Source organism: Actinophytocola oryzae (assembly GCF_004364325.1).
In the GTDB taxonomy this organism is placed as follows: domain Bacteria; phylum Actinomycetota; class Actinomycetes; order Mycobacteriales; family Pseudonocardiaceae; genus Actinophytocola; species Actinophytocola oryzae.
On sequence record NZ_SOCP01000004.1, the window covers coordinates 478,481 to 504,428 of the forward strand.

The following is a 25,948-nucleotide window of genomic DNA, read 5'->3' on the forward strand; positions in this document are numbered from 1 at the left end:
GCTCAGCGGGTGCGGACCTCTTCGCCGAGGGCCTCGGCGATCGCGGCCGTCGAGACCGCGCCCTCACGCAGGATCACGGGCTCGTCGCCGGAGAGGTCGACGATCGTGGAGGGGACCGGGTCGCCGGACGGACCGCCGTCCAGGTAGACCGAGACCGACTCGCCGAGCTGTTCCCGCGCGTCCTGTGCGGTCGACGCGGGCGGCCTGCCGGACACGTTGGCCGACGACACCGCCATCGGGCCGACCTCGCGGAGCAGCTCGATCGCCACCGGGTGCAGTGGCATGCGCAGCATGACCGTGCCGTCGGTGTGGCCGAGGTCCCACGACAGCGACGGGGCGTGGGGGAGCACGATCGACACGTCACCCGGCCAGAACGCCTCGACGAGCAGGCGGGCCGGGCGGGGGACCGACAGCACCAGGCCGTCGATCGTCTGCCACGAGCCGACCAGCACGCCGACCGGCATGTCGGGGCCGCGGTTCTTCGCCGCCAGCAGCGCACGCACGGCAGAGGCCGAGAAGGCGTCCGCGCCGATGCCGTAGACCGTGTCGGTCGGGATGACCACGAGGCGGCCGGCGCGGACCGCGCTCGCCGCGGCGGCGAGGCCGTCCTCACGATCGGGCGACTGCGCGCAGTCGTACACCACACTCACGGCGGTGACTCTAGCTAGACACCACGCCTGACGATGTCCGGGGCCAGCTCGGCCGCTCTCCTGCGCCACGTCTGCCTGCGGAAGCGGGACACGATCGCGTACAGCAGGACCGCCCCGGCGAGCACACCGACGAGCACCACCAGCACGTTGCTCAGCAAACCGCCCGCGACCACGGTGATCATGCCGAGTGCCACCGTCAGCACGGCGAGGCTCACCGCGATGCCCTCCGGCGACCACGTCCACCGCCTGCCCGCCGCGACCTCGGCGAGCAGCCGCTCCGCGCCTTTTCTGAGTTCCTCGTCACCCGGCTCCAGCGCCAGGATGCGTCTGCCCGCGTCCTCGCACACCCGCAGCTGGGTCTCGCTGGTGATGACCAGGGTGTCGTCGGCCGTGCGGGCGCGGCACTGCTCGGCCGCCGAGAACCAGGCGCTCGCCAGGTAGTACCGCAGCGTCGGGTCGTCGGGCCGGTCCGCGACGAGCAGCTCGAGGTCGGCGACCGCGCCTGCCGCGTTGCCCCGGCCCGTCTGCACGAGAGCGAGGCCGATCTGCGCCATCAGCGCGCCGACGCCACCCGCGTTCAGGGCCGCCCGGTAGTTCTCCTCGGCCAGTCCCCAGGCACCTCTGGCGAGAAACACGTCACCGACACCCACCCGATCGAGTGGATCGGGGCGTAGGCTCGCCGCGGCCTCGAACTCGGCGAGCGCCTCGTCGAGTCGTCCGCCGACCAGGGCTGACCGGCCACGATGCGAGTGCTGATCAGCATCCCGCAGGTCGGCGGGGTGGTCGTCCGGCAGGAGTCGCCATTTGACGACCACGTCCTGCCACGCTCGAAGCATTGGATCACCTCGGCGGGCAGGTTACTCTCAGTAGGCCCGTGTCGGGGGGTTGTCGAGGTGAAACTGGTGGCGAGCATCCGGTCGCTCAACTCGCGGTGGGTCGCGTGGGCGTTCGCGGCTGCCTACCTCGTGGTGAGTGCCGCAGTCGGCGTCGTGCTGCTGACCATGCCCAAGGCCGAGGTACCGGCCGCGGGCAACCCGACGAGCTACATCTCCGAGGACGGCGGCCAGGCTCCCGAGATCATGGTCAGCCCGGCGCCCGCCGGGTTCAGCCGGGTGAACGGCCCCGCGGGCATCGAGACGGTCGTCCCGGACGGGTGGCAGACCGTCGCCGCCGGTGGGCCGGGCGCCATGCGTGCCGTCGACCCGTCCGAGCCCGGCCGGATCGTCAGCTACGGCGGCGCGCCGATGACCTCGCCGGACCTCGTCGGCGTGCACCTGTCCTACGAGCAGCGGTTCGCCGAGCGCACCACCGACTACCGCCGGGTCGATCTGAACAGCGCTACGTACGGTGGTCACCCGGCGGTCGAGTGGGAGTTCACCCACCAGGACGGCGCCGGACCACAACGCGTGCACGCCCTCTACTGGCTGGTCGACACGACCGAGTACTTCGTCATCGCCTCGGCCCCGGACGACCAGTGGTCCCGCATGAAGCCCGTCTACGACGCGATGGTGGCCAACTCCCGTCCCTAGTACGCCTCGGGGACGTAGCGCATCGAGTCCTTCGGCGGGCGCTCGTAGTCCGGGTCGGCCGGGCCGCGGGGCGGCATCTCCAGGACCGGTGCGTCCACGTCCTTGTACGGCACCTGGGACAGCAGGTGGGAGATGCAGTTCAGCCGCGCACGCTTCTTCGAGTCGGCCTCCACCACCCACCACGGCGAGTCCTCGACGTCGGTGTGCGCGAACATCGCGTCCTTGGCCTTGGAGTAGTCGAACCAGCGCCGCCGCGCCTCCAGGTCCATCGGCGAGATCTTCCACCGCTTCATGCGGTCGGACATGCGCTCCTGGAAGCGCTTCTCCTGCTCGTCGTCCGACACCGAGAACCAGTACTTGACCAGGATGAGGCCCGAGCGGGTCAGCATGCGCTCGAACTCGGGCGCCGACCGGAGGAACTCGCGGTACTCGGCGTCGGTGCAGAAGCCCATCACGTGCTCGACGCCCGCCCGGTTGTACCAGGACCGGTCGAACAGGACCATCTCGCCGGCCGCCGGCAGGTGCGAGACGTACCGCTGGAAGTACCACTGGGACTTCTCCCGCTCGGTGGGCGTGCCGAGCGCGGCGACCTTGCACACGCGGGGGTTCAGCGGCTCGGTGATCCGCTTGATCGCGCCGCCCTTGCCCGCCGCGTCGCGGCCCTCGAACAACACGGCGACCCGCAGGCCCTGGTTGGCCACCCAGTCCTGCAGCTTCACCAGTTCGAGGTGCAGCTTCGCGAGTGCCGCCTCGTAGTCGGCCTTCTTGAGCTTGGTCACCACCGAACGGTAACCCCGGTAGCGGTAGCCTGGCGCGGCACGACAGCCACGAGAGAGAAGCAGCAGGGGTGAACACGCCGTTCTGGGGCCCGGACTTCGAAACGCTCGCAGGCACGGATCCCGAGATCGCCGACGTGGTGCTCGGTGAGCTGGACCGCCTACGCGGCGGCCTGCAGCTGATCGCCGGCGAGAACCTCGCCAGCCCGGCCGTACTGGCCGCGCTGGGCTCGACGCTCTCCAACAAGTACGCCAACGGCTACCCGGGCCGCCGTGACTACGGCGGCTGCGAGCGCGTCGACGTCGCCGAGGAGATCGGGATCGCCCGCGCCAAGGAGCTGTTCGGCGCCGAGCACGCCAACCTGCAGCCGCACACCGGCGCGTCGGCCAACCTCGCCGCCTACGCGGCCTTCTGCGAGCCGGGTGACGTCGTCCTCGCGATGGACCTGGTCGCGGGCGGTCACTTCACGCACGGTTCCAGGACCAACTTCTCCGGCCGCTGGTACCGGCCGGTCGCCTACGGCGTCCACCGGGACACCGAGCTGATCGACTACGACCAGCTGCGCGACCTGGCGCTGGCGCACCGGCCGCGCATGATCATCGCAGGCGCGTCGTCCTACCCGAGGCTCATCGACTTCGCCGCGTTCCGTTCCGTGGCCGACGAGGTCGGCGCGATCCTCATGGTCGACGCAGCCCACGTCATCGGGCTGGTCGCGGGCAAGGTCATCCCGTCGCCGGTGCCGTTCGCCGACGTCGTCACCTTCAGCACGCACAAGGTGCTGCGCGGCCCGCGTGGCGGCATGGTCCTGTGCCGCGCCGAGCACGCGAAGGCCGTCGACGAGGCCGTGCACCCGTTCACCCAGGGCGGCCCGCTCATGCAGGCGGTCGCGGCGAAGGCGGTCGCCATGAAGGAGGCCGCGACCATCGAGTACCAGAACTACGCCACACAGGTCGTCGCCAACGCCACCTCGCTCGCGAAGGGCCTCGAGGGCGAGGGCATGCGGGCCGTCTCCGGCGGCACCGACACCCACCTGGCGCTGCTCGACGTCCGGCCGCTGGGCATCACCGGCGCCGAGGCCGTGCGCCGGTGTGGCGCCGCGGACATCACGCTCGACAGAAACGAGATCCCGTTCGACCCGGCGCCGCCCGCCGACGCGTCCGGGATCCGCGTCGGGTCGCCGAGCGTGACCACCCAGGGCATGACCGAGCCGGAGATGGTGGAGATCGCCCGTCTCATCGGCCGCGCGCTGCGCGAACCCGAGCACGCCGAGCAGGTCGCCGCCGCCGTCGGCATGCTCACCGCCGCCCACCCCGCCTACCCCCGGGACTGAACGCGTGGACCTGGCACAGAACTTCCAGCCCGCGGGACTCCCGATCCGCGAGTACCTGCTGGTCGGCCTGACCACGGCCGTACTGACCTTCCTCGGCACCGGCCTCGTGCGGCGCCTCGCCATCCGGTGGGGCGCGGTCGCGCACCCCAGACAGCGCGACGTCCACACGGTCCCCATCCCGCGCATGGGTGGCCTGGCCATGTACGTCGGCGTGTGCGGCGGCATGCTGCTCGCCCACCAGCTGCCGGTGCTGCGCCGCGCGTTCGACTACTCGCTCGACCCGGTCGCGATCCTGCTCGGCGGCGGCCTGATCATGGTCATCGGCATGCTCGACGACCGCTACGAGCTGGACTCGCTCACCAAGTTCGCCGGTCAGACGACGTGCGCGGGCATTCTCGTGCTGCTCGGCCTGCAGTGGATCATCCTGTGGGTGCCGTGGGGCGGGGACGGCCCCGGCGGCTCGCTGCTGATCCTCGACCAGAACCAGGGCGCGCTGCTGACGGTGTTCCTCGTGGTGACCATGGTCAACGCGATGAACTTCGTCGACGGGCTCGACGGGCTCGCGTCGGGCGTCGGTCTCATCTCGGCGGTCGCGACGTGCGCGTTCTCGCTCCACCTGCTCGACGAGTCCGGCGGTGACGTCACCTACTACCCGCCCGCGCTGATCGCGGCGACGCTCGCGGGCGCGTGTCTCGGCTTCCTGCCGCACAACTTCCAACCCGCGAAGATCTTCATGGGTGACTCCGGCTCCATGCTGATCGGCCTGATGATGGCGGCGGCGAGCACCTCGGCGTCCGGCAAGGTGCAGCCGGACGGCGCGGAGACGATCGCGCTGCTCTCGCCACTGCTCGTGGTCGCGGCGGTGCTGTTCGTGCCGGTCCTCGACCTGCTGATGGCGGTGGTCAGGCGTACACGCAAGGGTTTGTCGCCCTTCCACGCGGACAAGATGCACCTGCATCACCGCCTGTTGGAAATCGGCCACTCGCAGCGACGGGCCGTGCTGCTGATCTACCTCTGGGCGTCGGTGCTGGCGTTCGGCACGGTCGCGCTGAGCCTGTTCGACGCGTTCGCCGTGGGGTGGGGGATCGGGATCGGCCTCCTGATCGCACTGGTCGTCTCGGTGGTACCTAGACTCAGGGCGAGATGACTGAACGAAGCTTGCGTAGTGAACATCGTTATCGAACGAAGCTTGCGGAGTGAACATATTTCTGAGAAGACGGAGCCGACGGCGGAAGACCTCGGCATAAAGACGGATCTGCCGCGTACCCACGGTGAGGCCGTGACGCGGCTGGCGGACGCGATGCTCCGCTACGCGCTGTGGCCCGCGGTGGCCACGGCGGTGGTGGCGATCGTGTTGTGCAGTGTGCTCAACGGCGCACGTGGTGGGGTCGCCGCGCTGGTCGGCGTCGCGGTCGCGGTCGCGTCGTCGCTGGCCACGTGGTGGCTGATGCGCAGGACGGCCGCGATGAACCCGATGATGGTGATGGCGGGCGCACTCGGTGGTTTCGTCGGCAAGATGATCGTGTTGCTGCTGGTGCTGATGGTGCTGCGCGAGATCTCGTGGCTGCACGTCCGGTCACTGGCCTACAGCATGCTGGCGGTGGTGGTCGTCTGGGCGGCCATGGACACCGTGGCCTTCCGTCGCACAAAGCTACCGACCTTGATCATCAATGCCGATGACCAGTAGATCTTGCTAAGATCGCGATGCGTGGCGACTGTGCAGGCCACCTCCAAGTAGTACGCGCGTCCTTCTTGCCCGAGAGCGGCTGATATGGTGCGCGCATAGTGCTTCACATAGCTCTGGGGCACCCCTTCCGGGAGCAGGGGGTGCCGATGCTAGGTGCCCAGAGTTGCTGAGGTACGTTAAGTCCTGTTAGTGACGATTCCCCCGGCGGCACGTCTGCCGGTCCGGGAGAACCGGAAGGAGCCCAGTTGCGGGCGCTGTGGCTAGCCGAAGGTGGCGAGTTCGTTCCGCCGACCGCGCGTGACTTCGATCTCGGTCCCCTTTTTCTGGGCATTACCAAGCCGATGCTGCTTGTGGTGCTCTCCGTTGTCATCATCGCCGTGTTCTTCCTCATGGCGTCGCGGCGACTCTCCATAGTCCCGACCAAGTTCACGTTCGTCGCCGAGTCGGTCTACGACTTCGGGCGCAACAACATCGCGCGTGACCTGATCGGTTCCAAGGAGTTCACGCCCTTTGTGCCGTTGATTGTCTCTTTGTTCACCTTTGTCCTGGTGAACAACATCTTCGGTCTCATCCCGATCATCCAGTTCCCGACGATGGCCCACATCGGGTTCCCGGCGGCGCTGTCAGTCCTGATCGTCTATCCACTGTGGCACTACCTCGGGATCCGCAAGTTCGGGTTCTTCGGTCACATCAAGCACCAGCTCGTGCCGCCTGGCGTGCCGAAACCGGTGCTCGTGCTGCTGGTGCCGGTCGAGGCGTTCGTGAAGTTCTTCATGAACCCGCTCACGCACGCGATCCGGGTCTTCGCCGCGATGTTCGCGGGCCACCTGATCCTGATCGTGTTCACCCTCGCCGGCGAATACCTGTTGCTCGAAGCAAGCGTGCCGCTGAAGCCTGTTTCGCTCGTCTCGTGGCTCTTCGCCATCGCGATGACCTTCGTCGAGGCGTTGATCCAGGTTCTCCAGGCGTACATCTTCGCGTTGCTCGCGGCGAACTACATCGCGGCCGCGATCAACGACGAACACTGAGTTTCAGATAACCCGATAAGGCATGCACCCGATCCACGAGAACCTTCGTGGACCGAGTTGGAAGGAAACAAGAGCAAGTGAGCGCAATTCAGATTGCCCAGGACGCCGTCAACCTGAACCAGGGCCTTTCGCTCATCGGTTACGGTCTTGGTGCCATCGGCCCGGGTGTGGGCGTTGGCCTGATCTTCGCCGCCGTCATCAACGGCACCGCCCGTCAGCCGGAGGCCCAGAGCAAGCTCATGGCCATCGCGTGGCAGACGTTCGTGCTGGTCGAGGTGCTCGCACTGATCGGCCTGGTGCTCTTCTTCATCGCCTCCGCCTGAGCAAGCGGCTTCCTTCGCTCCGGGAGACACCATGATGAAAACCGCGATCGTGCTGGCGGCCGAAGAGGCGCCGCCGAACCCGATCATCCCGCACCCATCGGAGATCATCCTCGGTCTCATCGCGTTCCTGCTGCTGCTGTGGGTGCTGCAGAAGTACGCGTTCCCCCGGTTCGAGGCGCTCTACAAGGAACGCACCGAGAAGATCGAGGGCGGCATCAAGAAGGCCGAGGAGACGCAGGCCGCGGCCGAGAAGGCCCTGCAGACCTACCAGGCCCAGCTCGCCGAGGCCCGTGCCGAGTCCGCGCGCATCCGCGACGACGCCCGGCTCGAGGCCGAGCAGATCAAGGCCGAGCTCCGTGCCCAGGCACAGGAGGAAGCCGGACGTATCGTGGCTCAGGGACGTGCGCAGCTGGAGGCCCAGCGCGCCCAGATCATCGCGGAGCTGCGAGCCGACCTCGGCCGCACCGCGGTCGAACTGGCGGGTCGGGTCGTCGGTGAGTCCCTCGAGGAGGAGGCCCGCCGCCGGGGCACCGTCGACCGGTTCCTCGACGAGCTCGACTCCGTCTCGGCGCGGAACTAGGCCTGCGGAGCGCAGCTTGCGAAGCGACCAACGTTGCGACAAAGGACTGAGTAGATGACGCTGTTCCACGCCGCCAGCCGTGACGCTCTCGCCGCGGCAGAGCAGAAGCTGCTCGAGGTGCTGGGCGCCGCAGGCCGGACGACGCGGCGCAAGCCCACCGTCTCGGCCGAGCAGGTGGGCGACGAGCTGTTCGCCGTCGTGCGCATGCTCGACGGCGAACCGGGCCTGCGGCGCGCGTTCGGGGACTCGTCCGCGGAGCCGACGCGCCGCGAGGAGCTGCTCGACCGCCTGCTCTCCGGCAAGGTCGGCGACCCGACGCGGAAGGTGCTCGCCACGGTCGTCACCAGCCGGTGGTCCACGCCGCGTGAGCTGGTCGACGGGCTCGACGAGCTCGGCCGCACCTCGCTGCTCGTGCACGCGGAGCGGGAGGGCCGGCTGGACACGGTGGAGGACGACCTGTTCCGGTTCGGCCGGATCGTCGCCGCCGACGGCGAGCTGGAACGGGCGCTGGCCAACCGGACGGCACCCGCCGAAGCCAAGCGTGGCCTGGTCGCCGAGCTGCTCGGCGACAGGGCGGACGCCGTCTCCGTCGCACTGGTCACGCAGCTGGTGACCACGCCGCGCGGCCGGTCGCTCGTCACCGGGCTCGGCGAGCTCGCCTCGGAGGCGGCCAGGCGGCGTGAGCGGTCGGTGGCCTACGTCATCGCACCGGTCCCGCTCACCGAGCAGCAGGAGCAGCGGCTTGTCGACACGCTCACGCGCGTCTACTCGCGACCCATCGCGCTGCACGTCGAGGTCGACCCGGAGATCAAGGGCGGTCTCGTGGTCAAGGTGGGCGACGAGGTCATCGACGGCAGCGTGACCGGGCGGCTCGACGAGCTGCGCAGGCGTCTCGCGGGCTAGCACCCACGGAACTTCGAGAAAGACTTGAGACGGTAGGAGCGGGAAACGACATGGCGGAGCTGACGATCTCGTCGGACGAGATTCGCAGTGCGATCGACAACTACGTGTCCAGTTACTCGCCTGACGTCAACCGGGAGGAGGTCGGCCTCGTCGTCGACACCGGTGACGGCGTGGCGCGCGTCGAGGGACTGCCCTCGACCATGGCCAACGAGCTGCTGGAGTTCCCTGGCGGGATCCTCGGGGTCGCCCAGAACCTGGAACCGCGCGAGATCGGCGTGGTGATCCTGGGTAGCTACGAGGACATCGAGGAGGGCCAGGAGGTCAAGCGGACCGGCCGGATCCTCTCGGTCCCGGTCGGGGACGCGTTCCTCGGCCGCGTGGTCAACCCCCTTGGCCAGCCCATTGACGGCCTCGGCGAGATCGAGGCCGACCAGACCCGCGCACTGGAGCTGCAGGCCGCGACCGTGGTCCAGCGCCAGCCGGTGAGCGAGCCGCTGCAGACGGGCATCACCGCGATCGACGCGATGACCCCGATCGGCCGCGGCCAGCGCCAGCTGATCATCGGCGACCGCAAGACCGGCAAGACCGCCGTCTGTGTCGACACGATCCTCAACCAGCGGGCGAACTGGGAGTCCGGCGACCCGCAGAAGCAGGTGCGCTGCATCTACGTCGCGGTCGGCCAGAAGGGCTCCACGATCGCCGCGGTGCGCCAGGCGCTCGAGGAGCGCGGCGCGCTGGAGTACACGACGATCGTCGCCGCTCCCGCCTCCGACTCCGCCGGCTTCAAGTGGCTCGCCCCCTACACGGGTTCTGCGCTGGGCCAGCACTGGATGTACCAGGGCAAGCACGTCCTGATCGTGTTCGACGACCTGACCAAGCAGGCCGAGGCGTACCGCGCGATCTCGCTGCTGCTGCGTCGCCCGCCGGGCCGCGAGGCGTTCCCCGGCGACGTCTTCTACTTGCACTCGCGCCTGCTCGAGCGTTGCGCGAAGCTGAACGACGAGCTGGGCGCCGGTTCGCTGACGGGCCTCCCGGTCATCGAGACCAAGGCCAACGACATCTCGGCGTACATCCCGACGAACGTCATCTCGATCACCGACGGGCAGTGCTTCTTCCAGTCCGACCTGTTCAACTCGGGTCAGCGCCCCGCGGTCGACGTGACCACCTCGGTGTCCCGCGTCGGTGGCTCCGCGCAGGTCAGGGCCATGCGCAAGGTCTCGGGCTCGCTGCGCATCGACCTGTCGCAGTACGAGGAGCTGAAGTCGTTCGCGGCGTTCGCGTCCGACCTCGACCCGACCTCGCGTGCCCAGCTGGACCGTGGTGCCCGCCTGTACGAGCTGCTCAAGCAGCCGCAGTACTCGCCGGTCCCGGTCGAGCAGCAGGTCATCATCGTGTACGCGGGCACCAACGGCCTGTTCGACGACGTGCCGATCGAGGACGTGGCCCGGTTCAACCGGGAGTTCCTCGAGAACCTGCGCCACAAGAACGAGGGCATCCTCGCCGAGATCCGGGACAGCGGTCAGTGGACCGACGAGCTCGCGGAGCGCGTGACGGGCGCGGTGAACGAGTTCAAGAAGGGCTTCACCACCTCCGAGGGCAAGCCGCTCCTGGAGTCCGAGGCGGAGGCCATGTCCGCGGACGAGGTCGGGCAGGAGACCGTGAAGGTCAACCGCCCCGCCCCGGCCGCCTCGACGCAGAAGAGCTGACGGGGACGTAGATGGCCGCACAACTTCGCGAGCTTCGGTCCAAGATCCGGGCGACCAAGTCCATCGGCAAGATCACCAAGGCGATGGAGCTCATCGCCACGTCACGCATCAGCAAGGCGCAGGCACGGGTGGACGCGGCCCGGCCGTACTCGCAGGAGATCACCAAGGTGCTCTCCGCGCTGGCAGGCGCCGCGACGACGCTGGACGTGCCGCTGCTGTCGGAGCGGCCGAACCCCAAGCGGGTCGGCGTCCTGGTCGTGACCAGCGACAAGGGCCTCTGCGGTGCCTACAACGCCAACGTGCTGCGTGCCGCGGAGGAGCTCCAGTCGCTGCTGCGTGAGCAGGGCAAGACGCCGGTGCTGTACGTCATGGGCAGCAAGGGCGTCGGCTACTACCGCTTCCGCGACCGCAAGGTGACGGAGAGCTGGACCGGGTTCACCCAGGTCCCGCGCTACGAGAACGCGCAGGAGGCCGGCAGGACGCTGGTCGAGGCGTTCAACTCGGGCGCGGACGACGACGGTGACGAGCCGGGTGCCGACGGCATCCTCGGTGTCGACGAGCTGCACATCGTGTACACGGAGTTCCGCTCGATGCTGTCGCAGGTGCCGGTCGCCAAGCGCGTCGCGCCGCTGGAGGTCGAGTACACCGAGGCCGAGGAGGCCGAGGAGAAGCCGAAGAGCGACGTCATACCGTCGGCGTACTCGTTCGAACCGAGTGCCGACGTGCTGCTGGAGGCGCTGCTGCCGAAGTACATCAACACCAGGATCTACGCCGCCCTGCTCGAGTCGGCCGCGTCGCAGCTGGCTGCCCAGCGCAACGCCATGAAGTCGGCGTCGGACAACGCGAGTGACCTGGTGAAGACGTACACGCGGCTCGCCAACCAGGCGCGTCAGGCCCAGATCACCCAGGAGATCAGCGAAATCGTCGGCGGTGCCAACGCACTGGCCGGGGTAGGAAGTGAAGACTGATGACGACAACCGAGAACGCCGCCAAGGGCCGCATCGTGCGGGTGACCGGTCCTGTGGTCGACGTCGAGTTCCCCCGCGACGCGGTGCCCGAGCTGTTCAACGCGCTGAAGACCGAGATCACGTTCGAGGAGCTGAAGAAGACGGTGACCCTCGAGGTCGCCCAGCACCTCGGTGACAACATCGTCCGCACCATCTCCCTGCAGCCGCAGGACGGCCTGGTCCGGGGCGCCGAGGTGCTCGACACCGGCGCCGCGATCTCCGTGCCGGTGGGCGAGAAGGTCAAGGGCCACGTCTACAACGCCCTGGGCGAGTGCCTCGACGAGCCGGGCTACGGCGCGGACCTCGACCGCTGGGAGATCCACCGCAAGCCCCCGGCGTTCGACCAGCTCGAGGGTCGTACCCAGATGCTGGAGACGGGCCTCAAGGTCATCGACCTGCTGACCCCGTACGTGACCGGCGGCAAGATCGGCCTGTTCGGCGGTGCCGGCGTCGGCAAGACGGTGCTCATCAAGGAGATGATCACCCGTGTGGCCCGCAACTTCGGTGGCACCTCGGTGTTCGCCGGCGTCGGCGAGCGCACCCGTGAGGGCACGGACCTCTTCCTGGAGATGAGCGAGGACGGCGTCATCAACGACACCGCGCTCGTGTTCGGCCAGATGGACGAGCCGCCCGGCACTCGTATGCGGGTCGCGCTGTCGGCGCTGACCATGGCGGAGTACTTCCGCGACGTCCAGAACCAGGACGTGCTGCTGTTCATCGACAACATCTTCCGGTTCACCCAGGCGGGCTCCGAGGTGTCGACCCTGCTGGGTCGCATGCCCTCCGCCGTGGGTTACCAGCCGACGCTGGCCGACGAGATGGGCGAGCTGCAGGAGCGGATCACCTCGACCAAGGGCCGTTCGATCACCTCGATGCAGGCGATCTACGTGCCCGCGGACGACTACACCGACCCCGCCCCGGCCACGACGTTCGCCCACCTGGACGCCACCACCGAGCTTTCCCGTTCGGTGTTCCAGAAGGGCATCTTCCCGGCGGTGGACCCGCTGGCGTCGACGTCGACCATTCTCGACCCGGCCATCGTGGGCGACACGCACTACGCGGTCGCGTCCGAGGTCATCCGGATCCTGCAGAAGTACAAGGAGCTGCAGGACATCATCGCCATCCTCGGTATGGACGAGCTGTCCGAGGAGGACAAGCTCACGGTGAACCGGGCACGTCGCATCGAGCGTTACCTGTCGCAGAACATGCTGGTCGCCGAGCAGTTCACCGGCCAGCCGGGCTCGACGGTGCCGCGCGACGAGACCGTCGAGGCCTTCGACAAGATCACCAAGGGCGACTTCGACCACTACCCGGAGCAGGCGTTCCTGGGCATCGGTGGCCTGGAGGACCTGGAGAAGAAGTACAAGGAGATCACCAACAAGTAGGTGCTCTCACACGCGAACGCCGCGCTCCTTCCCCGGGAGCGCGGCGTTCGGCGTTCTCACTACAGGGTGACGACATCCTCGCCGACCTTCACCTCGACGGCGTCATCGGGCAGCAGTGCGGCGTCCCTGCCCGCGTCGTGCCACTGTCCGCCCTGAGTCCGGTAGCTCAGGGGTTGTCCCTTCCTGGCGACGACCCAGCCGCCGCCGTCGGGGAGGCGGTACCTGACCGGCAGCACGGCGTCGTGGTCGATCTTGCCGACGTCGATGTCGCCGCCGCGCGGGTCGTCCTGCCCGATCCCGCTGGCGCCGACGGTCAGCACGGACCCCGTCGAACCGGACAGGTTCCTGTCGTCGACGTTCATGACCTCGCGCACCAGGAACACGCGGTCAGGGCGCCAGACGATGATCTGCCACGCGCTCTTGGGGCGGGCGCTGCGCTCCAGGTCGGCGGTGTCCACCCCGGAGATCGGCGTGCCGAGGGTCCACTTGTCCCGCCACCCGAAGAAGTTGGGAATTGGGAGGCGGTCGTCCGGATCGAGGAGCAGGTGGTCGAGGTGGATGCTCGCCGCGTCGGCGGTCTCGAACGAACGCGTGTCCATCCCGACGACGTCCGGTGGGTGGTCGCCCTGGTAGACGAGGCGCCGGGTTATCCCCGCCGGTCCGGGATCGAGGTCTCCCGGGATGGACACCAGGGCCACGCCGTGTGACGCCTGGATTCGGCGCCACTCGGGCCGATACGACTCGAGGTCGCTGGACGCGTCCCGTGGTTTGGTGGAGTAGTAGAGCGGTTTGCCCTCGTCGACGATCAGCATCGTCTCGTCGTCCCGGCCGAACATGAAGTAGTTGGCCGACCCCGGCGTCGAGTCGACGGGCAGGGTGCCGACCAGCTTGAGCCGGCCGTCCGCCGGGTCGACCGCGATCAGGCCCTTGGCCATGCCCAGACCATCGAAGTGCACCCAGTAGTCCCTGTGGACGTAGGTCTGCTGTACGACGACCGCCGCACGTCCGGCCGGAGTGTTGCCCGCCCAGAGGATGTGCGGCTCGCCGCGCAGGTCGTCGTAGTACCGGTAGCTCGCCTCCGGCGCGATGGTCAGCCCTTCCTCCCAGGCCCTGATCACCTCGGCCTGGAACGCGCGGTCACCGGCCAGCTCGCCTTTCGTCGGCGTGTTCAGCAGCTGTTGGGCCGCGTCCGGCGCGTGCTCGCGGTCGAGCGCCACGACCGTGCCGGCCGCGGCCACCGCAAGCACCGCCACGGCGCTCGCGGCCACGGTCAGCCTGCGCCGCAGCCTGCGCCGGCGACCGCCTGCCAGCACCTGGTGGGCGAAGCCCCGCGGCGGCTCCAGCCCGTCCGTGGCGCCGCGCAGCAGCTGCCCCAGTTCGGTCGTGTTCACGGCGTGGTCTCCTCGGGGACTAGGGCGGGTGCCTCGGCGTCGCCGAGGAGTTCGCGCAGGCGGGCGAGGCCACGGGACGTCTGGCTCTTGACGGTGCCGATGCTGCAGCGGAGCGCCTTCGCGACGTCGGCCTCGGACATGTCGTCGAAGAAGCGCAGCACGAGGACCGCCCGCATGCGTGGCGGTAGCTCTCCCAGGGCACGCACTACCTCGTCGTGTACGACGACCTGGTGTTCGTGACCAGATCGGGTGGTGTCCCTCGCCTGGTCGAGCGGAACCTCGCTCACCCGTCGTGAGCGGGCCCGCCACCGGTTGGCCGCCGCGTTCGCGAGCGCGGCCCGTACGTACGGCTCGGGCCTGTCCTTGATGCGGCGCCAGCGCGGGTAGACGCGTTCGAGCACTTCTTGTAGTAGGTCTTCCGCCGCACCCCGGTCGCCGCCGCACAGAAGGAAGGCCGTGCGGAGCAGTGCGGGGGCGCGATGGGCGACGAAGTCCGTGAAGTCGGCTTCGTTCATGGGTACCCCAGTCGGTTGGTGACTCGTCTCACCCATTCAGACACCGGCCTGCCTGGGGAGGTTGAAACCACACCAATTAGACTTCCGATGAAACCCCAGACAAGGGAGGTACCGCGTGGCCGAGATGTCCGTCCAGCTGGTCGCCGTGGAACGACGCCTGTGGTCGGGTACCGGCACGTTCGTCTCGGCGCAGACCACCGAAGGCGAGATCGGCATCCTGCCCGGTCACGAGCCCGTGTTGGGTCAGCTCGTCGAGGGTGGCGTGGTCAAGGTACGCACGACCGACGGCGAGACGATCACCGCCGCGGTCCAGGGTGGGTTCCTCTCCGTGACCGGCGAGTCGGTGAGCATCCTCGCCGAGTCAGCCGACCTGGCCGGCGAGATCGACGTGGAGTCCGCCAGGTCCGACCTCGACTCGGACGACGAGGAGACGCGGGTCAGAGCACAGAGTCGACTTCGCGCCGCGGGCCAGCGGGACTGACGGCCGGGCGGGGCAGGGGCGGGCCGTGGACATCACAGTGGTGGTCGGAGCGGTCCTCCTGCTGGTGGCAGCGGTCCTGGTGTGGTTCGCGGTAAGAAGGCTGCGAGCGCTCCGCTCAGGTGGTGTACACGCGGCACTACGCACCAGGCTGGACGACTCCGGCAAGGGCTGGCACCTGGGTGTTGGCCGCTATCAGGGCGACGAGTTCGTCTGGTTCCGTGTGCTCAGCCTGCGGCCGGGCCCGGACCGGATCGTCAGCCGAAGTGCCCTGGAGATAGCCGACCGCAGAGACCCGTCGGGCGGCGAGCTGTACAGCATGCCGCCCGCCTCGCGGGTCCTGCGCTTCCGCGAGACGGGTGCCACCGAGATCGAGATCGCGATGGGCCCGGACGCGTTGACGGGCTTCCTGTCATGGTTGGAGTCGGCCCCACCGGGCCGACTCCCGTGGGCGTCCTAGGACTTGTGCGCCCGAGCGGCCGCGAAGCAGTACACACCGAACGCGGCAAGCCCCAGGGCGACGATCACGAGCGCGACTGTCCCGAACGGCTGAGCCGCAAGCGTCTTGAGTGCCCGGTCGAGCCCCCCGGCCTCCTGGGGCTTCGAGTCGAAGGCCGCAAACCCCAGCAGGACGCCAACGATCCCGAGGACGACCCCCTTGGCGATGTAGCCGGCCACACCAAGCCGCCTGACCCACTGCTGGGTGCCGTTCGGCAGGTCGTCCATGTCAAGGTCCTTGACGAACGACTTCTTGACCCCCTTGACGATCTCGGCAACAGCCACCCCGATCACGACAGCAGCCACGATTGCGACCAGCACCTGGCCAGCCGGCAGGGCGAGGAGCTTCGCGGTCCACTCCTGCTGCTTCTGGTTGCTCCCGGACTGCCCGCTGCTACCGGCCCCGGTGACAAGCTTCCCGGCGTACAGGCCGAGCGAGATCCCGATGACGCCACGGAAGGCGGCCCCGATCCTCTTGCGGACACGTTTGCCGTGCTTGGTCACCCAGTGGTAGCTGATGGCGGCCATCATGAGCTGCCAGAGCCCGTAGGCGACGAGTCCGATGGTCAGCACCCAGAGCACGATGGAGCCGAACGTGGTGGCCCCGACCTCCTGGATGGCACCGTTCTGGTCGGCCCGCTGCCCGGAGTCCCCGAACGCGACACGCACGGCGAGGTAACCCAGGATGAGGTGGATGAGTCCATAGCAGACCATCCCGGCCCGACCAAGTCCCTGCACGAGACGACTGTTCTTGGCACGCTGAGCAGATAAGGCAACCATGCAGGGCTGATACCCCATCCAGCACCGTCTCGAACACGCCGTTCGGCCTAACCTGCAACCGGTGACGCGGAGGCTGCGGAGGTGTCGGACCCACGCCGCCCGCCCCACGACCAGCGACCAACGCATAACCGCCGACGGCACCAGCGAGACCGAGAACGAAGCTGAGAACGTCGGTCGGGACCGACCGCGACCGCGCCGGACCCCCACACCCCACCACCGACCACAAACCGTGACAGCCGTAGCAAGCAACCTTGCCGGTACTGGACACTTTCCTCGGCTCGGCTCGGCTCGGCTCGGCTCGGCTCGGCTCGGCTCGGCTCGGCTCGGCTCGGTGGTGGGGGTTCCGGCGCGCTGGACTCAACGCGTCGGTCCCGCAGCGTGGGGGCGGGTCACGCGGAGCGTGGCGATTTGTGGAGCGGTGTCGAGAGGTGCCGGGCTCACCTTGCCCGTTATAGGGGGCCTCCAAGCCTGGTCGTACCCGAGGCCCCGCCCTGACCGGCCAGGCGGGCGGCCTCCGCAAGAAACTCTGCTTGCCTGTATCCATCCCCCGCGATCGGCAGACCGACCACTCGCTCCACCCCGGCCGCGGATAGCGCCGCCAGGTGTTCCGCCGCCTGTTCCGGCCCACCCCGGAGTAGGCCCTGCCGTGCGTAGTCCTCACTCATCCCGTAGCGCGTCAGCTCCCGCACGTGGTCGTCGACAAGCCCGATCGGCAGGTCCCCGAGCGCCATCGCCACCTGAGCCGTCACCGCAGGTATCCACCTCGCTAGTCCTGCCCGCCCCGCCGGTCCTGCGTGTTGTGCCAGGTCCGCGTGTCGCGCCGGTCCTGCATGCCTTCCCAGAACCGCGTGTTCCGCCGATCCCACGTGCTGTGCCAGTTCCGCGTGTCGTGCCGGTCCTGCGTGTTGTGCTGGTCCTGCGTGCTCCACCCACTCTGCCGGTGCTGCGTGCTCTGCCAGTCCCGCCGGTTCCGCTTGCAACGCCAGTTCCGCCTGCTCCGCGAACTCGCCGATCGCCTCCGCAAGGATGGCCGGCGGCAGGAAGGCCGGGTACCACCCGTATCCGTGCCGCGCGGCTCGGCGCATTGCCGGCAACCCGCCTCCGATCAGTACTGGCGGCATCGCCGCGCCCGGGGCCAGCGTCACGTTTTCGCCATCCACCACGGCCGTCCGGCCTGCCACCAGGTCCGGTAGCACCTCCAGGGCGGCGTAGGTCTGTGCCATCCGGTCCTTGTACGGCAGACCTGTCGCGCGCCATGCGGCGTCGCCATGGATGGTGCCGCCGGTGCCGACGCCGAGGAGCATGCGGCCGCCGGAGAGGAGCTGCAGCGTCGCGATCTGTTTGGCCGCCCATGCCACCGGCCGCAGCGCCAGGATCATCACCCCGAAGCCGAGCCGCAGCCTGCTTGTGGTCGCGGCTGCCTGCGCCAGCAGCAGTGTGCTGTCCAGCTTGGGTGCGACCGAGATCAGGTGGTCACCAGTCCACACCGACTCCAGCCCCACCTCCTCCGCATGCCTGGCGAAGTCGCCCGGGTTCCCGCTGCCCGGCAGTGTGATGCCGACGTTCACCGCGTCACCAGCAGCGTCTTGCCCACGGTCGACCGCGACTGGATCGCCGCGTGTGCCGCTGCGGCGTCGGCCAGCGGGAACCGTTGCCCGATCGTCGGCCTCAGGCGACCCGCCGCCGCTTCGGCCAGCGCGTTTTCCGTGTATGTCCGCAGTTCTGCGGGCGTCGCCGTTGGTCGGACCAGTGTGACGTCCTGTGTCGTCGCCTCGTCCTCGCCGATTGGTGACCAGCTGCCGCTGGCCAGCCCGAAGCTCACCATCCGGCCGCCCCTGTCCAGCAGCTCGAACGCGGTCCCTGCGATTGCGCCGCCGACACCGTCGAACACCACGTCGACGGCACCCACGGCGTCGCGCACGTGCTTTGGCCAGCCGTCGTCTGTGTAGTCGACCGCGACGTCGGCGCCCAGCTCCGTCGCGATCGCGACCTTGCGTGCGCCGCCGGCCGCCGCGACCACGCGTGCGCCCGCTGCCTTCGCCAGCTGGACGATCAGGCTGCCCACCCCGCCGGCCGCCGCTTCCACGAGCACCCGGTCGCCTGGCTTGATCGCCGCTGCCCGGACCATCATGGTGGCAGTTCGGCCGTCGGCCAGGAGCGCGACCGCCGAGTCCATCGCGACCTCGCTCGGGACCTGGAACACCGCGTTCGCGTCCACCGCGACCCGCTCCGCGTACGCACCCGAGCCGCCCGTGCTCGTGATCACCCGGGTGCCCACCAGGTCCGGCGTGACGCCCGTGCCGACCGACGCCACGATCCCGCCGACCCCGTTGCCCGGGATCATCGGCAGCGTTGCGTTCGCCCCGAAGGGGCCGGAGCCCGTTTCGCGGAACTGCGTCTCGACGAACGTGATGTTGACGAACTCGACGTCCACCACGAGCTGACCGGTCCCGGCGACCGGTTCCGGCGCCTCGCCGATGGTCAGCACCTCCGGGCCGCCGAACTCGCGCAACCACACCGCACGCATCAAGGTCCTCCTGAGTGGTAAGGACCCTCAGCGTGCAACCTCCACCATTGTGGAGGTCAAGGAGCTGGTCACTCGTGGGGTGGAGCCTGACTCCGTTCGTGCGCGTCGTCACCGAACGACAGCCCGCCGAGGCCACCGAGGCCACTGCCTCTCCGGTCGCCGCTGGAGGCCGCCTCGGCCCGGGCCGCGTGCAGTCGTTCGCCGAACAGTCCGAGCGTGCCGGTCACCACCGCGATCAGCGCGAGCAGGATCACCATGAGCCAGAACCCGAGTGCGGTGTGCGTCAGCCGGTCGGCGGCGGACTCGATCTGCTGCAGGCTGTCCTGCTGCTCCGCGAGCCCGGATCGCCGCACCCCGTCGATCAGCGCCGACGTCAGGTGCGACTGCGCGACCACCATGGTGATCACGGTCACGACCAGCGTCGCCGTAGCCACCGCGGCACTGCCCAGCAGGCGCGTCTTCAGGCGGGGAAGCAGGACGGTCAGCGCCCCGGCCGCCGCGAACACGGCCAGGACCACGGCGAGCACCCCGACTCCCGCGTCCGGGGGGTCGACCAGCTCGGCGGGGGTCTCCGGGTCCTCGGCGAACTCACGCAGCTCGGCAGGCACCTCCGGATCGGCCCCGCTCACGAGGTGACTGCCCGTGTAGTTCGCACCGGCCTCGCCGTAACCCGGCACATCACACGACACCGAGACGAACGGAAGGAGGAAGAACAGCAGCAGCACCAGCACGAACCCGGCAGGGCTCGCCAAGCGGGACAGGACCTTCAACGGGCGACCCCTCGCTAGAGAACCGAGTGGCGGCAGGGTAGCGGACCGTGCCGACAGCCGGGTGGCGCGCGTGGGCCCGCAGGGCTCGGGCATAGTGGTCGCTCGTGACAGAGCACTTCCAGGTACACGGCGGCGCGCGGCTGACCGGTGAGGTCGACGTGGTCGGCGCCAAGAACAGCGTGCTGAAGCTGATGGCGGCCGCCCTGCTGGCCGAGGGCACGACGACTCTCACGAACTGCCCGCAGATCCTGGACGTGCCTCTGATGGCCGAGGTGCTGCGCAGCCTCGGCTGCACGGTCACCATCGAGGCCGACACCGTCTCCATCACCACCCCCGCTGATCTCAACCACCGCGCCGACTCGCCCGCCATGGGCAAGCTCCGCGCGTCCGTCTGTGTGCTCGGCCCGCTGGTCGGCCGCTGCAAGCGTGCCGTCGTGGCGCTCCCGGGTGGCGACGCGATCGGTTCGAGGCCACTCGACATGCACCAGAACGGGCTCCGTCAGCTCGGCGCGCACAGCGAGATCGAGCACGGCTGTGTCGTCGCCGAGGCCGAAGGCCTCCACGGCGCCCAGGTCTGGCTGGACTTCCCGAGCGTCGGCGCCACCGAGAACATCCTGATGGCCGCCGTACTCGCGAACGGCACCACGGTGATCGACAACGCGGCACGCGAGCCCGAGATCGTCGACCTCTGCACGATGCTCCAGCAGATGGGCGGCAAGATCGAAGGTGCGGGCACCTCGACCCTGACCGTCCACGGCGTGGAGGCCCTCCAGCCGACCGAACACCGCGTGATCGGCGACCGCATCGTCGGCGCCACCTGGGCCTTCGCCGCCGCGATGGTCCGAGGAGACGTCACCGTCCGGGGCGTCGACCCCCATCACCTGGACCTGGTGCTGGAGAAGCTCCGCACAGCCGGTGCCGAGGTCACCATCCTCGACGACCAGGCCTTCCGCGTCGTTCAGCACGACCGCCCGAAGGCCGTCGACTTCGTGACGTTGCCCTACCCGGGCTTCGCCACCGACCTCCAGCCGTTCGCCATCGCCCTGACCTCGATCGCCGACGGCACCTCGATGATCACCGAGAATTTGTTCGAGGCCAGGTTCCGCTTCATCGAGGAGATGGTCCGCCTTGGCGCGGACGCCCGCACCGACGGCCACCACGCGGTCGTCCGCGGCGTGGAACGCCTGTCCAGCGCCCCGGTCTGGGCCTCGGACATCCGTGCCGGCGTCGGTCTGGTCCTTGCCGGCCTGTGTGCCGAAGGCGTGACCGAGGTCTGGGACGTGTTCCACATCGACCGCGGCTACCCGGGTCTGGTCGAGAACCTGGTCAAGCTGGGTGCCGACGTCCGCCGAGTGGCCGGTGAGCCGGAACGCAACTGAGTCCGCCGAGGTCGCGTCGGGCTGGGAGTCCACCGCGACCCTGCGCCGTTGTCATCGACTGGCACCACTCCTCTTCCGTTCGCGTAGCCGTACGACGACGAACACGGCGATGGCGACGATCACCAGGCCGATCACGACGTTCTGGAGGATGCCCGCGTACTCGGCGACGACCTGCCAGTTTGCGCCCAGCAGGTAGCCGGCGACCACGAACACGCTGTTCCAGATCAGGCTCCCGAGCGTGGTCAGTGACACGAACTGCCACATGGCCATGCGTTCCACACCTGCGGGTAACGAGATAAGGCTGCGGAACAGCGGGATCATCCTGCCGAAGAACACCGCCTTCGTGCCGTGCCTGAGGAACCAGTGTTCCGTACGGACGAAGTCGGACTCCTTCATCAGCGGCACGCGGATGATCAGTGCGCGGACCCGGTCCCGGCCGAGCAGCGCGCCTATCCAGTACGTCAGCAGCGCGCCGACGACCGAGCCGAGCGTCGTCCAGAACAGCGCCATGAACAGGCTCATGGTGCCCTGGCTCGCCGCGAAGCCGGCAAGCGGCAGCACCAGCTCGCTCGGTACGGGCGGGAAGATGTTGTCGAGCCCCACCAGCAGGGCCGCGCCCGGACCACCCAGGTGGTCCATGAGGTCGACCGCCAGACCGGCGAGACCTCCTGGCTGTTCAGCCGCCACGATCATCGAACTGCTCCCTTCGGGCCTTTGTGTCGTTGATCGCTACGCTATGCAACCAAGAGTTCGGGCGTAATGAGGTAAACCGTACAAAAAGACTGCGGTGTACCGCAGGGCGAAACTGCGGTACACCGCAGTCCGCCGGGCGCTGACCATCACTAATCTGGCCGTATGTCATCGAACTCGCGCCTCGTCCGCCGCGCCGCACTCGGCACGGTGAGTCACGTGCTGGGCAGCGTGATGCTGGTGATGGAGTTCGTCTTCTTCGGGCTCCTGACGCCCGTGCACGCCATCCCGGCCGCCCGGCCCCACATCGACGCCTTCGGCAGGGTGGTCGTCGCCTGCCACCGCTGGCGACTGGTCACGTTCCTGAACTACGACGACCACTTATATGTCGTGCCGGACTGGCGGCGCACGCACTCCTACGTGGTCCGCCGGTTCGTCCTCGGCAGCGTTGCCACGGCGATCCTGGGCCTGATCATCCTGGGCGGCACGTCCGCTGCCATCGTGTTGTGGCAGGTGCTGCGCGGCGAGCCGATCGGTGGTGGCTCGGGGGACGGGCGCCACCTCGGTAGCGAGTGGTACGAGGTCGTCGCTGTCGGCGCGATCGCGCTAGTCCTGATGTTCGTGGCGGTATGGGGGCTGATCGGCGTCGCGGTGCTCGAACGCACTGTCGCCAACCAGTATCTCGGGCCGTCCGAGGCCGAGCTGTTGCGGCGCAGGGTCGCGGAGCTGTCGGACACCCGTGCGGCCGTGGTCGAGGCGGTCAACGGCGAGCGCCGGCGCATCGAGCGCGACCTGCACGACGGGGTGCAGCAGCGGCTGGTCGCGTTGGGGATGCTGCTTGGTCGGGCCTTGCGGACGAACGAGCCGGAACACGCGACGAGGTTGTTACGGCAGGCGCACGAGGAGTCGCAGCAGGCCTTGAACGACCTGCGGGAGGTTACCTGGCGGGTCTACCCGACGGCGCTCGACAAGGACGGGTTGCACGCCGCGTTGGAAGGAGTGGCGGATCGGGCGAGTGTGCCGGTCTGGCTGCGGTACGAGCTTGACGCACGGCCGGATCTGGCGACGGAGACCGTTGTGTACTTCGTTGCTTCGGAGGCGGTTACCAACGCGCTCAAGCATGGGCGGGCGGCGGGGATCGAGATCGTGGTCGACCGGGAGCATGGAGAGGTGGTGGTGACTGTTCGTGATGACGGATGTGGCGGCGCCGATGTGACCGGGTCGGGGTTGTCGGGGCTGGCGTCTCGGGTGGCGGCTGCTGACGGGGCGTTCCGGGTGGTCAGTCCAGTTGGTGGGCCGACGGTGGTGACGGCTCGGTTGCCGGAGCGGGTGTTGGCTCCTTCGTGATCAGTGCTGGCCCGGGGTGGCGGGGGATCGTGTGGCGGGTGGCAGGTGACGCAGTGAGGACAAGCGCGTGGAGACAGGCGCTGTGAGGACAGGCGCAGTGAGGACAGGAGGTGAGATTTGTGCGGGTGATCCTCGCGGAGGACTCGACGCTTCTGCGGGAAGGCCTGGTGCGGTTGCTTACGGAGGAGGGGCATGAGGTTGTCGCGGCTGTGGGGAACGCGGAGTCGCTTCTGGCGTTCACTCGTCGGGAGATGCCCGATGTCGTGGTGACCGACGTGCGGATGCCGCCGACGCATACGGACGAGGGGCTGCGAGCCGCGATCGCCATTCGGGAGCAGTGGCCCTCCGTGGGGGTCCTGGTGTTGTCCCAGTACATCGAGAAGCGGTATGCCTCGCGGCTGCTTGAAGGGGAGGGGGAGCGGGTCGGCTACCTGCTGAAGGACCGGGTCGCGCAGGTCGGGGAGTTTCTCGACGCGCTCGTTCGGGTAGGAGAGGGCGGGGCTGCCTTCGACCAGGAGGTCGTCCGGCAACTGGTCCTGCGGACCTCGCACACGGATCCGCTCACTCGGCTCACCGTGCGGGAGCGTGAGGTACTCGACAAGATGGCTGAGGGGCACACCAACCCCAGCATCGCCAGGGAGCTGCACGTCTCGCTCTCGGCGGTGGAGAAGAACGTCAACTCGATCTTCGACAAGCTGGAGATCCCGCATGACGCGGCCTACAGCCGGCGCGTGCTCGCGGTGCTGCGGTACCTGAGCTCGTGACGTTGTGTTTGTCAGCGCCTACCGGTATGAACATGACGGCCCTCTGAAAGGAGCTGGCATGCGCACCCGCCACCTCGTCCCTGCTCTCGGTGTCCTGCTCGCCGTCGGTCTCACCACCGCTCCGGTGGCCGGGGCCGCTCCAGCGAAGGTGCCCGTCGCCACGGGGTACGGCGGGGCCGTCGTGTCCGACACCCCCGAGTCGACGCAGGCCGGGATCGACGTGCTGCGTCGTGGTGGTACCGCCGCGGACGCCGCCGTCGCCGTGGCCTCGACCCTCGGGGTCACCGACCCGTACGTCGCCGGGCTCGGCGGGGGTGGGTACTTCGTCTACTACGACGCGCGTACCCATCAGGTCTCCACCATCGACGGGCGGGAGACCACGCCCCGTGCCGCCACCGAGACGATGTTCGTCGACCCCGCCACCGGGCAGGCCTACGCCTTCCCGACCGCGGTCACGAGCGGGCTCAGCGTCGGCGTGCCCGGGATGCTCGCCACGTGGCAGCGGGCACTCGACCGGTGGGGGCGCTTCTCGCTCCGCGACAACCTGAAGCCGGCCATCGCGGTCGCCGACCGCGGGTTCACCGTCGACGCGACGTTCCGGGAGCAGACCCGGCAGAACCAGGGGCGGTTCGCCCAGTTCGGGGCCACCGCCGACCTGTTCCTGCCCGGTGGGCAGCTGCCGGTCGTCGGCTCCACGCTGCGCAACCCCGACCTCGCCGACACCTACCGGCAGATCTCCCGTGAGGGGATCCGGGCGTTCTACGGCGGCGACATCGGGCGGGACGTCGTCTCGACCGTGAAGGAGCCGCCGCTCGCGCCGGGCGCGACGATCGACCCGCTGTCCGGGTTGATGACCGTCGGCGACCTCAAGGCGTACCGGGCTATCGACCGCAGGCCGACGCACGTCAACTACCGCGGGTACGACGTGTACGGGATGGCGCCGTCGTCGAGTGGCGGGATCACCGTCGGCGAGGCGCTGAACATCCTCGAGCGGTACCGGCTGTCCGACATGGACGAGGTGCAGGCGCTGCACCACTACCTCGAGGCCAGCCGCCTCGCGTTCGCCGACCGCGGGCGCTACATCGGCGACTCGGACTACGTGGACGTTCCGCAGCAGGCGTTGCTGTCCGACCGGTTCGCCAAGCAGCGGGCGTGTCAGATCGACCCGACGACCGCCGCGCCCGCGGGAGTCGTGGCGCCCGGGGACATCAACGGGTCGGCGCACTGCACGCCGCCGGGGCAGGCCACGCCCGGTGGCAACGACGGCGACCACACCAACCACTTCGTCGTCAGCGACCAGTGGGGCAACGTCGTCTCGTACACGAACACGATCGAGCAGCTCGGCGGCAGCGGGATCGTCGTGCCCGGGCGCGGGTTCCTGCTCAACAACGAGCTGACCGACTTCAACTTCACGCCGACGCAGGGGTCGGCCCCCGACCCCAACCTGCCCGCGCCCGGCAAGCGGCCGCGGTCGAGCATGTCGCCGACCATCGTGCTCCAGCACGGGAAGCCGTTCCTGGCCGTCGGGTCGCCGGGTGGCGCCACGATCATCACGACCGTGCTGCAGATCCTGATGAACCGCATCGACCTCGGCATGTCGTTGGAGGACGCGATCGCGGCGCCCCGTGCGTCGCAGCGCAACGCCGCCGTCACCCAGGTGGAGCCCGCGTTCCTCCAGTCGCCGGTCAGTGCCGGGTTGCTGGCACTGCACCACCAGCTCGCCGTTCGGGACACCAGCGCGTTGGACCCGAACATCAAGATCAGCCCCGACATCGGGGTCGCGTCCGGGATCGAGTTCGTCGGGCGCGGGAAGGTCATCGCCGCCGGTGAGCCCGTGCGGCGCGGTGGCAGTGCCGCGGCCGTCGTTCGTTCTCGGTAGTCGTTCCGTCCCGGCAGCGGCCGGG

The 25,948-nt window shown here is 68.9% G+C and carries 27 protein-coding genes; 17 read left to right on the forward strand and 10 right to left on the reverse strand.

Translation table 11 applies throughout. The features are described from left to right. Nucleotides 1-2: 2 nt before the first annotated feature. Entirely contained in the window at nucleotides 3-650 is a 648-nt protein-coding gene (locus CLV71_RS13180; protein ID WP_133902987.1) for an L-threonylcarbamoyladenylate synthase, read from the reverse strand. A 14-nt stretch (nucleotides 651-664) separates the two neighbouring features. Further along, nucleotides 665-1,486 (reverse strand): hypothetical protein, encoded by an 822-nt coding sequence (locus tag CLV71_RS13185; RefSeq protein WP_133902988.1) that lies wholly within the window; start codon nucleotides 1,484-1,486, stop codon nucleotides 665-667. 66 nt (nucleotides 1,487-1,552) lie between these two features. Here CLV71_RS13185 and CLV71_RS13190 point away from each other — a divergent pair, with 66 nt between their 5' ends. Next, nucleotides 1,553-2,179, forward strand: coding sequence for a hypothetical protein (locus tag CLV71_RS13190; RefSeq protein WP_133902989.1), 627 nt, complete (start codon nucleotides 1,553-1,555; stop codon nucleotides 2,177-2,179). On the opposite strand, the gene ppk2 is transcribed toward CLV71_RS13190, so the two are convergent. Next, nucleotides 2,176-2,958, reverse strand: a complete 783-nt coding sequence (gene ppk2 / locus CLV71_RS13195; RefSeq protein WP_133902990.1) for a polyphosphate kinase 2 — start codon at nucleotides 2,956-2,958, stop codon at nucleotides 2,176-2,178. The genes CLV71_RS13190 and ppk2 overlap by 4 nt on opposite strands. Before the next feature lie 68 nt (nucleotides 2,959-3,026). On the opposite strand from ppk2, the gene CLV71_RS13200 reads away from it, so the two are divergent. From CLV71_RS13200 to atpD, 10 genes are all read left to right on the forward strand, one after another. After that, nucleotides 3,027-4,286 (forward strand): serine hydroxymethyltransferase, encoded by a 1,260-nt coding sequence (locus CLV71_RS13200; protein WP_133902991.1) that lies wholly within the window; start codon nucleotides 3,027-3,029, stop codon nucleotides 4,284-4,286. Between the two features lie 4 nt (nucleotides 4,287-4,290). Further along, complete coding sequence (locus CLV71_RS13205) at nucleotides 4,291-5,433, forward strand: glycosyltransferase family 4 protein (RefSeq protein ID WP_208297538.1); 1,143 nt, start codon at nucleotides 4,291-4,293, stop codon at nucleotides 5,431-5,433. 132 nt (nucleotides 5,434-5,565) lie between these two features. Beyond that, entirely contained in the window at nucleotides 5,566-5,973 is a 408-nt protein-coding gene (locus tag CLV71_RS13210; protein WP_243866412.1) for a Cg1360 family ATP-synthase-associated protein, read from the forward strand. Nucleotides 5,974-6,218: 245 nt separating this feature from the next. After that, nucleotides 6,219-7,001 carry a F0F1 ATP synthase subunit A gene (gene atpB, locus CLV71_RS13215; protein ID WP_133902992.1) on the forward strand — a complete coding sequence of 261 codons (783 nt, stop codon included), beginning with the start codon at nucleotides 6,219-6,221 and terminating at the stop codon, nucleotides 6,999-7,001. A 77-nt stretch (nucleotides 7,002-7,078) separates the two neighbouring features. Continuing rightward, on the forward strand, nucleotides 7,079-7,324 hold the full coding sequence (locus tag CLV71_RS13220; protein ID WP_133902993.1) for an ATP synthase subunit c family protein: 246 nt from the start codon (nucleotides 7,079-7,081) through the stop codon (nucleotides 7,322-7,324). Between the two features lie 31 nt (nucleotides 7,325-7,355). Next, complete coding sequence (locus CLV71_RS13225; RefSeq protein ID WP_133902994.1) at nucleotides 7,356-7,904, forward strand: F0F1 ATP synthase subunit B; 549 nt, start codon at nucleotides 7,356-7,358, stop codon at nucleotides 7,902-7,904. Between the two features lie 54 nt (nucleotides 7,905-7,958). After that, the gene (locus tag CLV71_RS13230; RefSeq protein ID WP_133902995.1) at nucleotides 7,959-8,807 is read left to right on the forward strand and encodes a F0F1 ATP synthase subunit delta; all 849 of its coding nucleotides are present in this window, start codon (nucleotides 7,959-7,961) and stop codon (nucleotides 8,805-8,807) included. A 50-nt stretch (nucleotides 8,808-8,857) separates the two neighbouring features. Beyond that, nucleotides 8,858-10,513, forward strand: a complete 1,656-nt coding sequence (gene atpA, locus CLV71_RS13235; protein ID WP_133902996.1) for a F0F1 ATP synthase subunit alpha — start codon at nucleotides 8,858-8,860, stop codon at nucleotides 10,511-10,513. Between the two features lie 11 nt (nucleotides 10,514-10,524). Then, on the forward strand, nucleotides 10,525-11,481 hold the full coding sequence (locus CLV71_RS13240; protein WP_133902997.1) for a F0F1 ATP synthase subunit gamma: 957 nt from the start codon (nucleotides 10,525-10,527) through the stop codon (nucleotides 11,479-11,481). Then, complete coding sequence (gene atpD / locus CLV71_RS13245) at nucleotides 11,481-12,905, forward strand: F0F1 ATP synthase subunit beta (protein WP_133902998.1); 1,425 nt, start codon at nucleotides 11,481-11,483, stop codon at nucleotides 12,903-12,905. The genes CLV71_RS13240 and atpD overlap by 1 nt, the downstream gene beginning before the upstream one ends. Before the next feature lie 59 nt (nucleotides 12,906-12,964). Here atpD and CLV71_RS13250 read toward each other — a convergent pair whose 3' ends face one another. Beyond that, on the reverse strand, nucleotides 12,965-14,296 hold the full coding sequence (locus CLV71_RS13250) for a hypothetical protein (RefSeq protein ID WP_133902999.1): 1,332 nt from the start codon (nucleotides 14,294-14,296) through the stop codon (nucleotides 12,965-12,967). Further along, a complete protein-coding gene (locus CLV71_RS13255) occupies nucleotides 14,293-14,811 on the reverse strand; it encodes a SigE family RNA polymerase sigma factor (RefSeq protein WP_133903000.1) in 519 nt (172 codons plus the stop codon). Before CLV71_RS13255 ends, CLV71_RS13250 begins: the two co-directional genes overlap by 4 nt. A gap of 124 nt (nucleotides 14,812-14,935) precedes the next feature. On the opposite strand from CLV71_RS13255, the gene CLV71_RS13260 reads away from it, so the two are divergent. Together CLV71_RS13260 and CLV71_RS13265 are read left to right on the forward strand one after the other, a co-directional pair. Continuing rightward, the gene (locus CLV71_RS13260) at nucleotides 14,936-15,292 is read left to right on the forward strand and encodes a F0F1 ATP synthase subunit epsilon (RefSeq protein ID WP_208297564.1); all 357 of its coding nucleotides are present in this window, start codon (nucleotides 14,936-14,938) and stop codon (nucleotides 15,290-15,292) included. Nucleotides 15,293-15,317: 25 nt separating this feature from the next. After that, complete coding sequence (locus tag CLV71_RS13265; protein WP_133903002.1) at nucleotides 15,318-15,749, forward strand: DUF2550 domain-containing protein; 432 nt, start codon at nucleotides 15,318-15,320, stop codon at nucleotides 15,747-15,749. Here CLV71_RS13265 and CLV71_RS13270 read toward each other — a convergent pair. The 4 genes from CLV71_RS13270 to CLV71_RS13285 all read right to left on the reverse strand — a co-directional run bounded on the left by CLV71_RS13270 (nucleotide 15,746) and on the right by CLV71_RS13285 (nucleotide 19,864). Further along, nucleotides 15,746-16,567, reverse strand: coding sequence for a DUF1206 domain-containing protein (locus tag CLV71_RS13270; RefSeq protein ID WP_166664073.1), 822 nt, complete (start codon nucleotides 16,565-16,567; stop codon nucleotides 15,746-15,748). The two genes, CLV71_RS13265 and CLV71_RS13270, sit on opposite strands and share 4 nt — an antisense overlap. A gap of 449 nt (nucleotides 16,568-17,016) precedes the next feature. Next, nucleotides 17,017-18,135 (reverse strand): LLM class flavin-dependent oxidoreductase, encoded by a 1,119-nt coding sequence (locus CLV71_RS13275; RefSeq protein WP_133903003.1) that lies wholly within the window; start codon nucleotides 18,133-18,135, stop codon nucleotides 17,017-17,019. Continuing rightward, complete coding sequence (locus CLV71_RS13280; RefSeq protein ID WP_133903004.1) at nucleotides 18,132-19,094, reverse strand: zinc-binding dehydrogenase; 963 nt, start codon at nucleotides 19,092-19,094, stop codon at nucleotides 18,132-18,134. The genes CLV71_RS13275 and CLV71_RS13280 overlap by 4 nt, the downstream gene beginning before the upstream one ends. A 68-nt stretch (nucleotides 19,095-19,162) precedes the next feature. Next, a complete protein-coding gene (locus CLV71_RS13285) occupies nucleotides 19,163-19,864 on the reverse strand; it encodes a hypothetical protein (protein WP_133903005.1) in 702 nt (233 codons plus the stop codon). A gap of 104 nt (nucleotides 19,865-19,968) precedes the next feature. On the opposite strand from CLV71_RS13285, the gene murA reads away from it, so the two are divergent. Then, complete coding sequence (murA, locus tag CLV71_RS13290; RefSeq protein ID WP_133903006.1) at nucleotides 19,969-21,243, forward strand: UDP-N-acetylglucosamine 1-carboxyvinyltransferase; 1,275 nt, start codon at nucleotides 19,969-19,971, stop codon at nucleotides 21,241-21,243. Nucleotides 21,244-21,294: 51 nt separating this feature from the next. On the opposite strand, the gene CLV71_RS13295 is transcribed toward murA, so the two are convergent. Further along, on the reverse strand, nucleotides 21,295-21,936 hold the full coding sequence (locus CLV71_RS13295) for a DedA family protein (RefSeq protein WP_133903007.1): 642 nt from the start codon (nucleotides 21,934-21,936) through the stop codon (nucleotides 21,295-21,297). A 162-nt stretch (nucleotides 21,937-22,098) separates the two neighbouring features. On the opposite strand from CLV71_RS13295, the gene CLV71_RS13300 reads away from it, so the two are divergent. The 3 genes from CLV71_RS13300 (at nucleotide 22,099) to ggt (ending at nucleotide 25,923) form a co-directional block, all read left to right on the forward strand. Continuing rightward, nucleotides 22,099-23,280 (forward strand): sensor histidine kinase, encoded by a 1,182-nt coding sequence (locus tag CLV71_RS13300; protein ID WP_133903008.1) that lies wholly within the window; start codon nucleotides 22,099-22,101, stop codon nucleotides 23,278-23,280. Nucleotides 23,281-23,399: 119 nt separating this feature from the next. Beyond that, nucleotides 23,400-24,044 carry a response regulator transcription factor gene (locus CLV71_RS13305; protein WP_133903269.1) on the forward strand — a complete coding sequence of 215 codons (645 nt, stop codon included), beginning with the start codon at nucleotides 23,400-23,402 and terminating at the stop codon, nucleotides 24,042-24,044. A gap of 58 nt (nucleotides 24,045-24,102) precedes the next feature. Continuing rightward, nucleotides 24,103-25,923 (forward strand): gamma-glutamyltransferase, encoded by a 1,821-nt coding sequence (gene ggt / locus CLV71_RS13310; RefSeq protein WP_133903009.1) that lies wholly within the window; start codon nucleotides 24,103-24,105, stop codon nucleotides 25,921-25,923. Nucleotides 25,924-25,948 lie beyond the last annotated feature (25 nt).

Coding starts and splice junctions, on each gene's coding strand:
- atpD (WP_133902998.1), top strand. CDS start 11,481: ATGACGACAACCGAGAACGCCGCCAAGGGCCGCATCGTGCGGGTGACC.
- CLV71_RS13240 (WP_133902997.1), top strand. CDS start 10,525: ATGGCCGCACAACTTCGCGAGCTTCGGTCCAAGATCCGGGCGACCAAG.
- CLV71_RS13255 (WP_133903000.1), bottom strand. CDS start 14,811: ATGAACGAAGCCGACTTCACGGACTTCGTCGCCCATCGCGCCCCCGCA.
- CLV71_RS13225 (WP_133902994.1), top strand. CDS start 7,356: ATGATGAAAACCGCGATCGTGCTGGCGGCCGAAGAGGCGCCGCCGAAC.
- CLV71_RS13185 (WP_133902988.1), bottom strand. CDS start 1,486: ATGCTTCGAGCGTGGCAGGACGTGGTCGTCAAATGGCGACTCCTGCCG.
- atpA (WP_133902996.1), top strand. CDS start 8,858: ATGGCGGAGCTGACGATCTCGTCGGACGAGATTCGCAGTGCGATCGAC.
- CLV71_RS13230 (WP_133902995.1), top strand. CDS start 7,959: ATGACGCTGTTCCACGCCGCCAGCCGTGACGCTCTCGCCGCGGCAGAG.
- CLV71_RS13300 (WP_133903008.1), top strand. CDS start 22,099: ATGTCATCGAACTCGCGCCTCGTCCGCCGCGCCGCACTCGGCACGGTG.
- CLV71_RS13260 (WP_208297564.1), top strand. CDS start 14,936: ATGTCCGTCCAGCTGGTCGCCGTGGAACGACGCCTGTGGTCGGGTACC.
- ggt (WP_133903009.1), top strand. CDS start 24,103: ATGCGCACCCGCCACCTCGTCCCTGCTCTCGGTGTCCTGCTCGCCGTC.
- CLV71_RS13270 (WP_166664073.1), bottom strand. CDS start 16,567: ATGGTTGCCTTATCTGCTCAGCGTGCCAAGAACAGTCGTCTCGTGCAG.
- CLV71_RS13295 (WP_133903007.1), bottom strand. CDS start 21,936: ATGATCGTGGCGGCTGAACAGCCAGGAGGTCTCGCCGGTCTGGCGGTC.
- CLV71_RS13280 (WP_133903004.1), bottom strand. CDS start 19,094: ATGCGTGCGGTGTGGTTGCGCGAGTTCGGCGGCCCGGAGGTGCTGACC.